Annotated in this window: 13 protein-coding genes; 8 read left to right on the top strand and 5 right to left on the bottom strand. The window is 59.2% G+C overall.

What is annotated here, in order from left to right:
* The first annotated feature begins 9 nt into the window (after window positions 1-9).
* The 8 genes from ASD46_RS06295 to ASD46_RS06260 all read left to right on the top strand — a co-directional run bounded on the left by ASD46_RS06295 (window position 10) and on the right by ASD46_RS06260 (window position 7,372).
* Window positions 10-951: an ABC transporter substrate-binding protein gene (locus ASD46_RS06295; protein ID WP_003514451.1), complete on the top strand. Its 942-nt coding sequence runs from the start codon at window positions 10-12 to the stop codon at window positions 949-951.
* A gap of 141 nt (window positions 952-1,092) precedes the next feature.
* Window positions 1,093-1,866, top strand: coding sequence for an ABC transporter permease (locus tag ASD46_RS06290; RefSeq protein WP_003514452.1), 774 nt, complete (start codon window positions 1,093-1,095; stop codon window positions 1,864-1,866).
* Window positions 1,866-2,651, top strand: coding sequence for an ABC transporter ATP-binding protein (locus tag ASD46_RS06285; RefSeq protein WP_013635262.1), 786 nt, complete (start codon window positions 1,866-1,868; stop codon window positions 2,649-2,651). The genes ASD46_RS06290 and ASD46_RS06285 overlap by 1 nt, the downstream gene beginning before the upstream one ends.
* A gap of 35 nt (window positions 2,652-2,686) precedes the next feature.
* A complete protein-coding gene (gene hutC, locus ASD46_RS06280) occupies window positions 2,687-3,424 on the top strand; it encodes a histidine utilization repressor (RefSeq protein ID WP_003514455.1) in 738 nt (245 codons plus the stop codon).
* A 193-nt stretch (window positions 3,425-3,617) separates the two neighbouring features.
* On the top strand, window positions 3,618-4,781 hold the full coding sequence (gene exbB / locus ASD46_RS06275) for a tonB-system energizer ExbB (protein WP_025592084.1): 1,164 nt from the start codon (window positions 3,618-3,620) through the stop codon (window positions 4,779-4,781).
* 6 nt (window positions 4,782-4,787) lie between these two features.
* Window positions 4,788-5,273, top strand: coding sequence for a TonB system transport protein ExbD (exbD, locus tag ASD46_RS06270; RefSeq protein WP_025592086.1), 486 nt, complete (start codon window positions 4,788-4,790; stop codon window positions 5,271-5,273).
* Entirely contained in the window at window positions 5,270-6,196 is a 927-nt protein-coding gene (locus ASD46_RS06265) for an energy transducer TonB (protein ID WP_025592088.1), read from the top strand. Before exbD ends, ASD46_RS06265 begins: the two co-directional genes overlap by 4 nt.
* 186 nt (window positions 6,197-6,382) lie before the next feature.
* Complete coding sequence (locus ASD46_RS06260; protein ID WP_025592090.1) at window positions 6,383-7,372, top strand: Ldh family oxidoreductase; 990 nt, start codon at window positions 6,383-6,385, stop codon at window positions 7,370-7,372.
* 223 nt (window positions 7,373-7,595) lie between these two features.
* Here the strand turns inward: ASD46_RS06260 and ASD46_RS06255 are convergent, their stop codons facing one another.
* The 5 genes from ASD46_RS06255 to ASD46_RS06235 form a co-directional block, all read right to left on the bottom strand.
* Window positions 7,596-7,841, bottom strand: a complete 246-nt coding sequence (locus ASD46_RS06255; RefSeq protein WP_003514469.1) for a LuxR C-terminal-related transcriptional regulator — start codon at window positions 7,839-7,841, stop codon at window positions 7,596-7,598.
* A 383-nt stretch (window positions 7,842-8,224) separates the two neighbouring features.
* On the bottom strand, window positions 8,225-9,265 hold the full coding sequence (locus ASD46_RS06250) for an AraC family transcriptional regulator (protein ID WP_013635267.1): 1,041 nt from the start codon (window positions 9,263-9,265) through the stop codon (window positions 8,225-8,227).
* An 87-nt stretch (window positions 9,266-9,352) separates the two neighbouring features.
* Window positions 9,353-9,967 carry a phosphonate metabolism protein/1,5-bisphosphokinase (PRPP-forming) PhnN gene (phnN, locus tag ASD46_RS06245; protein WP_025592092.1) on the bottom strand — a complete coding sequence of 205 codons (615 nt, stop codon included), beginning with the start codon at window positions 9,965-9,967 and terminating at the stop codon, window positions 9,353-9,355.
* Window positions 9,964-11,100, bottom strand: a complete 1,137-nt coding sequence (locus ASD46_RS06240) for an alpha-D-ribose 1-methylphosphonate 5-triphosphate diphosphatase (protein WP_025592093.1) — start codon at window positions 11,098-11,100, stop codon at window positions 9,964-9,966. The genes phnN and ASD46_RS06240 overlap by 4 nt, the downstream gene beginning before the upstream one ends.
* Window positions 11,097-11,795, bottom strand: coding sequence for a DUF1045 domain-containing protein (locus ASD46_RS06235; RefSeq protein ID WP_029658721.1), 699 nt, complete (start codon window positions 11,793-11,795; stop codon window positions 11,097-11,099). Before ASD46_RS06235 ends, ASD46_RS06240 begins: the two co-directional genes overlap by 4 nt.
* Window positions 11,796-12,055 lie beyond the last annotated feature (260 nt).

Genomic DNA, 12,055 nt, shown 5'->3' with positions numbered 1-12,055 from the left:
GTTCCGATCATGAAAAAGACATGGGTTATCGCAGCAATCGCGACGCTTGTTTCATCTGCTTCCGCCTATGCCGAAACATCGGTTACAATAGGGATGTCCGGCTGGACCGGCTTTGCGCCACTGACGCTTGCCAAGCAGGCCGGCATTTTCGAAAAGAATGGCCTCAAGGTCGATATCAAGAAGATTCCGCAGGCAAGCCGGCATCTGGCGCTTGCTTCCGGTGACATCCAGTGCGCCGCCACCACGGTCGAAACATGGATCGCGTGGAATGCCAACGGCGTGAAGTCCACCCAGATTTTCCAGATGGACAAGTCGCACGGCGCCGACGGCATTGCGGTGCGCAGTGATGTTGCAAAGGTGTCGGACCTCAAAGGCAAGACGGTTGCCGCTTCTGCACCGGGCACATCCCCCTATTTCTTCCTTGCCTGGATACTGAAGGAAAACGGCCTGACCCTGAAGGACGTGAAGGTCGTCAACCTTGAGCCGGGACCGGCCGCGCAGGCATTCGTCGCCGGCCAGAATGAAGCCGCCATGACCTATGAGCCTTATCTGTCAACAGTGCGCGCCGCACCGGACAAGGGGAAAATCCTTGCGACGACGCTGGATTATCCCGCCGTCATGGACACGTTCGGCTGCACGCCGGATTTCTTGAAGGCCAATCCGCAGGCGGCAAAAGCCCTTGCGGACAGCTATTTCCAGGCGCTCGAGCTCATCAAGACGGACCCTGCAAAATCCTATGAGACCATGGGAGCGGACGTAAAACAGACCGGCGAGGCATTCGCAGCTTCGGCGAAATTCCTGGAATGGCAGGACAAGGCCGCCAACCAGAAGTTCTTCGACGGTGAATTCAAGACATTCTCCGAAAAATCGGCTGATCTGCTTCTGGAAATCGGCGTGATAAAATCGAAACCCGATCTTTCGACACTCGCGGACACGTCCTTCATCAAGTAACAGAAGCAAACTGCTGCTTTTCCTTCGGGGATTATTGCAGCCAGTGAGAAGCCTTACAGCGCCTGTGCGTCATGGACGACGCACGGCGCCTAGATGGTGCGGCGATAGAGTGCCGCGCCCGTTTTCCGGACAGGCGACAGAATGCAACCTCTTCAACCCATAAAGAACAGCACGCGGATTTTTCTCGGCATTCTGTTCTTCGTGCTTTTTTTCTCCGCCTGGGGCTTTGCCACGCTCGGCGGTTTCGTATCGCCGACCTTTCTGGCTGACCCGATCACTATGCTGAAGGACGGCATCTATCTGCTGACCGATCAGGGATTTGCCAGCGATATCGGAATGACGATCTGGCGTGTTGTCGGCGGCTTCGTGCTGGCCTCGCTCGTTGCCGTACCAGTCGGCATCGCCATGGGCGCTTACAAGCCGGTCGAGGCGCTGCTTGAGCCCTTCGTCTCCTTCGCACGCTATCTTCCGGCTTCTGCCTTCGTGCCGCTGCTTATTCTCTGGGCCGGCATCGGCGAGATGCAGAAGCTGCTGGTGATCTTCATCGGCGCAGTTTTCCAGATCATTCTCATGGTTGCCGTGGCGGTTGCCGGCACAAGACGCGATCTGGTGGAGGCTGCCTATACACTTGGCGCAAAAGACCGGGGCGTGGTCCGCCGCGTTCTCATTCCCGCCAATGCGCCCGATATTGCGGAAATTCTCCGTCTCGTCCTCGGCTGGGCCTGGACCTATGTCATTGTTGCCGAGTTGATCGGCGCGTCGTCGGGCATCGGCTATATGATAATCAACAGCCAGGCGCTGATGGCGACCGGGCAAATCATCTTCGGCATCATCGTCATCGGTGTCATCGGACTTATTTCTGACTTCGCGTTCAAATCGCTGAACCGGAAGCTTTTCGCCTGGAGGCTTGCCTGATGAGCGAACTCGTTATCAAGGGCGTCAGCCGCACTTTCCCCGGCGTTCAGGGCGGCCAGCCAACGCTGGCCTTGCAGCCCACGGATCTGGAAATCTCCCGCAACGATTTCGTCACCATTCTCGGCCCGTCCGGATGCGGAAAGTCGACCTTGCTGCGCATCATCGCCGGTCTTGACCGTCCAACGACGGGTGAAGTCCTTTTGTCCGGCCGGGCAGTGACAGGGCCGGGGGCGGATCGCGGCATGGTGTTCCAGTCCTACACGCTGTTTCCGTGGCTAACGATCCGGGAAAATGTCGCCTTCGGTCTGCGCGAGCGTGGTGTGGCCGAGAAGGAAAAATGGGAGATCGTCGACAGCTATATCGACAAGGTTGGCCTGCGCGGCTTCGAGAACCATTGGCCGAAACAGCTGTCCGGCGGCATGCAGCAGAGAACAGCCATCGCGCGCGCTCTGGCAAACGGCCCGAAGATCCTGCTGCTCGACGAGCCTTTCGGCGCACTCGACAACCAGACGCGCGGGCTGATGCAGGAATTGCTGCTCGGCATATGGGAGCGCGAGCAGAAGACCGTCATTTTTGTGACGCATGACATCGAGGAGGCGGTGTTCATGGCGTCGCGGGTTGTGACGATGTCAGCGCGGCCGGGGCGCATCAAGTCGATCATGCCGGTCGACCTGCCGCATCCGCGTCACTACACCGTCAAGGCCAGCCCGGAGTTTTCGCAGCTACGCGCCAAGTTGACGGAGGAAATTCGCAGCGAGGCGATTGCCGCCGCTGCCCATGGATAGTTGATCCATAGAACCGGGAGGAAGGAAGCATCGGTATGAGGAGTACAGGCGCCGATCTTCAGGAAAAATCACTGCACGAGCGCATCCGCAACGATGTCGAGCGCCACATCATGTCGGGCGAGTGGCCGCCGGGGTACCGTATTCCCTACGAACACGAGATGACCCGGCAATATGCCTGCTCGCGCATGACGGTGAACAAGGCGCTCGGCGAACTGGTGCAGCGTGGCCTGATTGAAAGACGCCGTCGTCTCGGCACTTTCGTTCGCCAGCCCCATGCGCAATCGGCCGTGCTGGAAATCCACGATATCGAGCGGGAGGTGCAGGCCCTTGGCCTCGTTTACGGTTACCGTCTCGACAGACGGCGACTGCGCCCTGCGGGGGAAGAAGACGGCGCGGCCATGGCGCTTGCCGCGGATGCCCCGGTTCTGGAACTCACCTGCACGCATTTTGCCGGCGGCGTTCCCTTTTGCCTTGAAGAACGCATCATCAATGTCACCGCCGTTCCGGAGGCTGAGGCAGCGGATTTTTCACAGATCGGGCCGGGCACTTGGCTGCTGAAAATGGTTCCCTGGAGTGCCGCGGAACATCGCATCAGCGCAGTTTCCGCTGATCGCAAAAATGCGACCGCGCTCGGCATTGCTTCCGGTGCGGCGTGTCTGGTCATCCACCGCCGCACCTGGCACGGAGCGGATTATGTCACCAGTGTTCGGGTCACCTATCCCGGCGACCGACACGCGCTGGTGGCGCAGTTTTCGCCTTCGCAAAACACCTGAAGACCGCAGGTCGGTCAATTTTTTGTAAAGAAGAGTTTACGGGTCGTCTTTTGGCAATATAATAGTTGTCAAAAGAACTCAGGTTTATTATCGGAACGTCAAGCTTTCACGACGGCATCCGTTCATGGCCCCGGTTTTAATGAACCGGTCAATCTGCGGATGAGTTCATCGACGGAAATCCGGGATAAAAATTATGTCAGCTGAGACCTCAACTTCTTCCGCGTGCTTCACCAGAGCAAACAAAACACGGCATATCTCACTTGCCATGACGGTCACTTTGCTGGCCGGCTTGAGTGCTGGAGCGGTTTTTGCTCAGTCGGCATCTGAGACCCCGATCCAACCAGCACCTGCACCGGCAACGGAAACGATGCAGCCCGCGCAGTCGCCGGCTGAGACGCCGAGCACTCCGGCAGTCCAGCCTGTTCCGCCTTCCGCTGCCGCGCCCACACAGCCCGCGCCGGCCCAGCCTGCGCCCGCCGCAAGTAATCCCACGCCGGCAGCCGAAGGTGTTTCGCCGCAGCCGACACAGACGGAGCAACCCGCTCCGACGAACGGTACGGCAGCGCCGAACGAGGTCTCCACCCCGGTTGAACCGGTAGTCGCCGAACCCGCAAGTGCCGGACATCGTGCGGACATTCCGCACAACCTGTCTCCCTGGGGCATGTTCATGGCGGCAGACTGGGTCGTGAAGGGCGTGATGATCGGTCTCGCTTTTGCATCGCTCGTCACCTGGACGGTCTGGGTGGCGAAGTCTATCGAACTTGCCGGTGCACGGGTGCGCGCCGGTGCGACGCTCAAGGTCATCCGCCGGGCGAAAACCCTGAACGAGGCGACTGAGGCCGTCGAAAAGAAGGGCGGGCCGGCAGCGCTCATGTTGCGCATGGCAACTCACGAAATGCAGCTTTCCGACGCGGTGGTCGAACACACCGACGGCGGCGGGATCAAGGAGCGTGTATCCTCGGCCCTGTCACGCATTGAAACCCACGCCGGTCGCCGCATGTCGCGCGGAACGGGCGCCTTGGCGACCATCGGCTCCACCGCTCCCTTTGTCGGTCTGTTCGGTACCGTCTGGGGCATCATGAATTCCTTCATCAGCATCTCGGAATCGCAGACCACCAATCTTGCCGTCGTGGCACCCGGCATTGCCGAGGCGCTGCTTGCCACGGCAATCGGCCTTGTTGCTGCTATTCCAGCGGTGGTGATCTACAACGTCTTCGCCCGCTCGATCACGGGATACCGGCATTTGCTGGCGGATGCCGCAGCCGGCGTGGAACGCCTCGTTAGCCGCGACCTCGATTTCCGCCGCATTCCGCCGGGCAGCAGCAGCAAGCCCGCAGTGTCGTTGGTTGGGCGGTGATCGGTCATGGCTGGCGGTATTCGCGAAAATAGCGGAGACGATCTCTCCGAAAACCACGAAATCAACGTCACGCCTTTCATCGACGTGATGCTGGTTCTGCTCATCATCTTCATGGTGGCCGCACCGTTGGCGACCGTGGATGTGAATGTCGATCTGCCCGCATCCACCGCCAAGCCGGCGGAGCGCCCGGAAGAGCCGCTTTATCTGACCGTCAAGGATGATCTGTCGCTCAATCTCGGCAATGATGCGGTTGCCCGCGAAGCCCTGGCAGCGGCGATCGACCGGCAGACGAGCGGCAAGAAAGATACGCGAATTTTCCTGCGCGCCGACAAAGCCGTCGACTATGGCCACTTCATGGAAATCATGAACCTGCTTCGCGATGCCGGATATCTGAAAATCGCTCTGGTAGGGCTGGAAAATGCCGCTGCGGCAACGCAGCCAGCCGGTGCCGTTCCGCCCGCCGCGCCTGCAGTGCCAGGAACCGCGCCATGACTGAAAACGGCTACCCGCAGTCCCGACATTCCCGCCTCGGGGAAGCGGCGTTGTGGTCCGCCGCAGCACTGCTCATGCTGGGCGTTCATGCGGGGTTTGCCTATTACCTGATGCAGGAACCAGAGGAACTGGATGCCGGCGGGCCTCCGCCTGCCGCGATCATGATCGAAATGGCAGCCATACCGGAAGCCGTGAACACCGAGGAAACGACGCCTGCGCAGGACGTTGAAGATGCCGAAGAGGTAAAGAGCGACAACAGCCAGCCGGTAGAGGAAGTCACCCCGGAGGAGCCGCCGCCGCCAGAGCCGGTTGTGGAAACGCCGCCGCCGGAACCCGTGCAGCCGCCGGAACCGCCGGTCGAGGAGATTGTCGAACCGCAGGAAATCCCTGAACCGGTGGAGCCGATCGATCCTGTGCAGGAACAGATGATGGCGGAACTCGAAAATGTCGAGGTTCCCTTGCCCGTCATCCGGCCACCGCCGCCGCCGGTCGAAAAGAAGGTGGAGAAGAAAGAACCGGACGACAAGAAGAAGGTCGAGCGCCAGCGCCCCAAACCGCAACAGGCATCGGAACTGCGCGAAACGGCCAAGGCCGAGACACAGCAATCCGACCGGACGGCGGCATCGCGCAACAATGCTGGCTTCTTCTCTTCGGCGTCCGTTTCGCCCGCAAAATGGGGCGCTAAAGTTCATGCACATATCAAACGTCGTAAACCCCGCTCTCTTCGTGGTGGTGATATGACGGCGACTGTACGCTTCCGGGTCAACGATGCAGGTGTCGTTAGTGGGGTGAGTATTGTGCAGTCTACGGGTGATTCCTCTGTCGACCAGCAGATCGCGGCCTGGGTACAGAGTGCCTCACCGGTCCCGCCTCCTCCTCCGGAGATAAATAAGACGATCACTTTGCCGATCAGTATCCGCTAGATCGATTCCAAGGCCACGTCGCGGTTCTGCTGGAATAAGCTCTTGCCTGGCTTGACGCCCTGCCGAAGGGCGAATGCGTGCCCGACCGGTATTCTCTATAAGATATCCATTTGGGCCTGAATTGCATTTCGCGAATGTTTTCGATGGTGTAGGTCTTGTAGACTTAACACGCAGAGGCATTCCGGAATGAAATTCTCAATCGCAGAGGCGGAGGATCTCGTATCCTCTATCTTTGAGCGTAACGGCGTTCTGCCGCAAAACGCCCGCTCCGTGGCGAAGGCGCTCGTGGCATCCGAGGCTGCAGGCCAGGGCGGCCACGGTTTTCGGCGTATCCCCGTTTATGTCCGTCAGGCGCGGGTTGGCAAAGTTGATGGCAATGCGCGGCCGGTGGCAAGTCGTGTCAAACCGGGTGTGCTTTCAATCGACGCTAACAACGGTTACGCCTATCCCGCGATCGACTGCGCCGTAGACGAGTTGCCGGACATGGCCCGGCAGCAGGGCATCGCGCTCGCCGCGATCCATCGCTCCCATCATGCAGGCGTCATGGCACTTACAGTCGAGCGTTTCGCGGAAATGGGCCTCGTGGCGCTGATGTTCGCCAATGCGCCAGCATCCATGGCGCCTTGGGGTGGCACCAAACCGCTCTATGGCACCAATCCGATTGCGTTCGCCAGCCCTGTTGGCGAGGCAGATCCGCTGGTGATCGATCTGGCGCTTTCCAAGGTTGCGCGCGGAAAGATTATGGCGGCCCGCCAGAAGGGCGAAACCATTCCGGGCGACTGGGCGCTTGATATGAATGGCCGGCCCACGACCGATCCCGAAGAAGCCCTAGCCGGAACGATGGTGCCTGCGGGCGAGGCCAAGGGGGCTGCCTTGGCGCTGATGGTGGAGATCATGGCCGCCGCGCTCACCGGTGGAAGCTTCGCCTTCGAGGCCTCTTCCCTTCTGGACGACAAGGGTGCGCCACCCTCTCTCGGCCACACGATCATCGCCATAGACCCCGTATCGTCGGGCGGTGCGGCCTTTAGCGAGCGACTGGCGCTTATCGCCGGAGAGATAGAGAAGCACGAAAACGTGCGTTTGCCCGGTCGGCGAAGCCAGGGCATTCGAAGGCAGGCGCTGGAAAGCGGTATCATCGTCGAAAGCGATATTCTTGCCGAGATTCAGTCGCTGTGAGGAACTGAAAATGAAAACCCGGCGGACCGGAAAGTCCGCCGGGTAAACCGTGTATGGCTGCCTTGCAGTTGCGCCGATAGGCCGGAAGTCATTTCCGACCCGCCTTTTGGTCCGCCGTCCCGCCATCGAAATGGTGGGTTTTTGGCGCAGAAAGCAACACATCCGGTTTTGGCTTACGGGAAGGGGACGATTTCGCGTAAGCTTTTGGAGCGAGAGGGAAGCTCTAAATATCCTGTTCGATCAGTCCACGCAGCAGGGCGATGCTGACGGCATTCAGCAGATTGGCCGCACCCAGCCTTAGGCGGACCCGTTCCAGAGTATCTTTAACATCCGCTTCGTCCGCTCCCGTTATCAAGGCAATGTGAGAAGGATGTCGGCCCCGCGCAACGAGCCCCAGATATTGCCGCTCACGATCCGAAAGGACGATTTCACGCGCCTGATGACGTTCATGCTGCGTTTTTGACGACATAGTCTTTCAGCCTCAAAAGAGATTGACCTTCCCAAAGCGGGATGTGGCCTTAGGAACCAGGCAATAAGCGGCTGATCTTGCAGCCAGCCGGTCCCGGCATGGGCATATCCTCGGCGATGAAAGAATGACTGCATCGTCCTTCCCAAAAACCTGAAATCGGTTCTTGTCCAGAACAATGTAAAATTCAAAGCCTTGGAATATTTTCCGTCATGCCCGAAGGCACATTGCGGCGTTCTATTAGGCGGTCCGCCATCTCAAGAGAATAACATCTCACGCCAAGTTTTGCGTTTTTATTGTTATGTTTCGATACATAACCCAATGAACGCCGACATATTTCCCAATTTTATTTTGGATATATGGAATATTGATGCTGGGAATTCGCCCTATACGGCGGAATGATGCGCGTGTTTCTTGCGAATATCCGTGGGCGTTGCCCCGAACCAGCGGGAAACGGAACGCGAAAACGCACCCGGCGTGGAATAGCCGAGCCTGTAGCTGATATCGGAAACCGGAAGATCGCTTTCCACGAGGAGCTTGAAGCCGGCATTCTTGCGAATGGCGTCCTTTATCTCGTTGAGATTAGTCCCAAGCTCGGCAAGCCGTCTTTGAAAACTGCGTTCCGACAGGTTGAAATAGGGGGCGATCTCGCTCAGCGAAAGCTCGGCATCCGACAGCCGCACCTGCATGTAACGCTTCACCTGATCGATGAAATGCGTGGCGTCTGCCGATGTCTCCGGCCGCAGCATCCGGCATTGCAAGTTCATCAGCTCGAACAGCCGCTCATCTGCATTTGGGTTGACCACGTCCAGAAGTGATGTGGGAAGACGCATGGTGTGGATGGGTTGCGAAAAGCTGACGCGCTTGGTCATTCTTTCTTTAAATAGCTGAATATTAACCGGTTTCGGCCGTTCCAGACCGATCTCGATCAGGTTCACGCGCTCCCCCAGAATATCGCGAAGGCGCTGGATCAGAGCTGTCAGCGACAAATCCACATATTGATCGCGTTTGGCGATGACAGGCGCAAAGGACCACGACAGGGTTACGTGCGCGGCATCCGTGACCATGGTGAAATTGCTGTTATTGGTCGCGTAATAAACGTGATCCTGAAGAAAACGCAGGAAAGCCCGCACTGTCGGCGCGCTCATCAGGCCATATCCGAACGCGCCGGATGCGCCGGCGGGAAAGGTGGACGCGCATTGCAAACCAAAGGCGTCGTCGCCGGAAATCAACGCACATGTCTCGAGCAGGCGGCAAAATCGGTCGAGGCTGATGCGCTCCGTCACGCTGCCGAAAGTGGCGGGATCGATATCGAGAGCCTTGCAGATGGGGGCAATATCGATGCCCCGCGACCGTGCATAATTGGCGACGCCGGCGGCCAGACCGGCCACCACTGTTATCTCGTCGCTGACCCTCTTTTCAGGCATCCCTCGCCTTGGCGTACCATGTTTGGAAATTGTCGCCTGATGGTAAGCGTTGGGAAGCCATTTGTCGAGCAGTTCGGCCTATGGAGTTTAAATGTGGCGACGGCAGGCGCTCTGCTCCAGCACCTCCATGATGGTTTTGCCCGCATCTTCCATGGAACCGCTATTGTCCACGGTCGTCACATCAAAATCCCCGACGACCGTGAGCGAACTGCGTTCCAGCCGCCGGAGAATATCCTCCCGGCTTTCCCGCCCGCGCTGCTCCAGCCGCTTCGCCAGCACGTCCGGCCGTGCAACGATGTTCACGACCTTGAGGCGCGCAAAGGCGGTGCCGAACTGGGGCAGGGCCGAGCGGGAGCCGTTGGCGATGACCACGTCTCCCGCATTAAGATGACGATAGACGGCGGCCGGAATGCCATATTTCAGCCCGTGCGCCTGCCAGGAAACGGCAAAAGCACCTTCCTCTTCCAGCCGGTTGAACTCGTGCATGGAAACCGCATCGTGATTTTCGCCGCCGGCATCGCCGCTGCGGGTAATGACCCGGCGGGTGAAATGGAAGCCCGGCCGCCCGGACAGCTGCGCTGCCGCATAATCCATCAGCGTGTCCTTGCCGGCCCCACTCGGGCCGACAATTACGATCATGGTTCCGGGCACCGTACCCAGCGTCTGGCCGTCAAGCCGGCTATCCTGTCCGTTGCCGGTCATGCCACACGTTTGCCCTGACGCCAGACCGAGCGGGCGACGGGAACGCCGTCCTCACGGTGAACTCGGACCAGATCGGCCCGCAATCCCGTTGCGATGCTGCCGCGATCGCGAAGGCCCACCGTTCGTGCCGGCGTGGAGGTAACCATGCGCAACGCTTCCGGCAGAGTGATGGCTTCCACCTGGTCGGCGAGCAGGAACGGCGCGTAAAGCAGGCTGAACGGTACATAGTCGGAAGAGAGAACATCCAGCACGCCAAGTTCGGCAAGATCACGGGCGGCGATGTTGCCGGAATGGGACTTGCCGCGAACGATGTTCGGTGCGCCCATCAGCACGCTCATGCCGGCGCTGTGCGAAGCCTTTGCGGCCTCGACGCTGGTGGGGAACTCCGCGAGTTTCACGCCGTGCCTGATCGCTTCGCCCACATGCGCTTCTGTAGCGTCGTCATGGCTTGCAACGGTTATGCCGCGCTCGGCGCAGCGGGCCGCCAGGTAATCCCGGTGCTTGGCAGAAAACTCCGCCGATGCCGTCTGCCGGCGTCTGACGAACTCAGCGAAAGCCTCGTCGCTCAGTCCGCGCTTCTTCTGGTAATAGAAGATATATTGGTCCATCGACTGAAACTGGCGCTGCCCCGGGGAGTGGTCCATCATCGAAATCAGCCGCACACGCGGATCGGTCTCAAAATCTTCGAAATGCTCGAGCACATCGGCGGAGGCGACTTCACAGCGCAGGTGCAGCAGGTGATCTGCCCGCAGGCGGTTCTGATCGGCAGCGGTTTCAATGGCATCCGCCATTTCCCGCATCTCGCCCTTCTTGAACCCGCCATCTTCGTCGGAGCCCAGCCGCAGGCAGTCGAAAACAGTGGTAATGCCTGATGACGCGACCTGCGCATCGTGAGCCTGAATGGCGGCAATCTTATCCCAGATAACCCCGGGACGCGGCGAATAGTGCTGTTCCAGATGGTCGGTGTGCAGTTCCACCAGACCCGGGATGAGGAAATCGCCTTCGAGATCCTCACCGGTCTTGGAGGCGCCTTCGCTGATATCGGCGATCTTGCCGTCACGGATCAGAACGGATCCCAGAATAATATCGTCTTCCAGAACGATACGGGCGTTGGAAAGGGCATGCTCGGTCATGGGTCAGCATCTTTCTTTGGCGGCTGGCCAAGCGGGTGCCAGCGATGAACGGTAAATGGTGCGCCGCGCGTTTCCTCAACGAACAAAGCGAGGCCGGAAATGGTGAGAGGCCGGTCGACGAACTCGGAAAACTTGGTCGAAAGCACATCCTGGATAGCGGGCGCGTCGCTTTCGTCGATGCGGCCCGTCAGCGTCATATGAAAGCGGAAGTCATCCATGACATGCGGATAACCCCAAAGCGACAGATTTTGCCGCTGGCTTTCGGTCAGGTTTTGCGGGCGCCGGCGGGCAATGTCCGTCTCGGACAGGGGCGCGCGAAAACGGTCGAAATGGTCAACGATCTCAGCGGCAAAATCCTGCAGCGGCTGGTAGGTGCGATCCGGAACGAGCGCGAAAAACGGCCCGAGTGCACCGATGACAACACGTGGAATATCGAAGACGGACTGGCTGGCCGCAAACTGTTCGAGGGCGGCGACGAGATCCGCTTCGCTGTATTTTTCGGAAAGCTCGAAGGGGGCTTTCAGCGTCGCGTGGAAACCGTAACGGCGCGGCTCCTCGGTCATCTCCGCATAAGCGCCATGGTCATCATGTTGCGCGCCGGAAAAGGCATTGCGTCCCAGCCAGCGCGACGCCGCTTCAGTCAGTGGATGATCTTTAGCCGGAGAAAAATAGATGGCGTAGCGCACGGCAAGCACTCTTCGGTGTCATGGAAAACCTGGATGAAAAGCTATTTGGCGTGACTCGCCCGCTTCCCGCAAGGTCAGGAGTGCGAGGTAATCGCTTTCCGTGACAGAATGATGATGCCCCAGGAAAAAAAGCGCTTGAAACGCCGCGTGTCTCTCGAATGTCCGCAAGACGGATGCTGGCGCATTGACGGGATGTATCTGACTTTGCAAAGAGGTTCCGGTTTTGCGCACGTCTTGGGAAGCGGGATAGCCAAACCCCGCTCCTGCTT

The organism is Rhizobium sp. Root491, from assembly GCF_001427205.1.
Taxonomy (GTDB): domain Bacteria; phylum Pseudomonadota; class Alphaproteobacteria; order Rhizobiales; family Rhizobiaceae; genus Agrobacterium; species Agrobacterium tumefaciens.
This window is presented reverse-complemented; position numbering and strand designations above follow the sequence as displayed.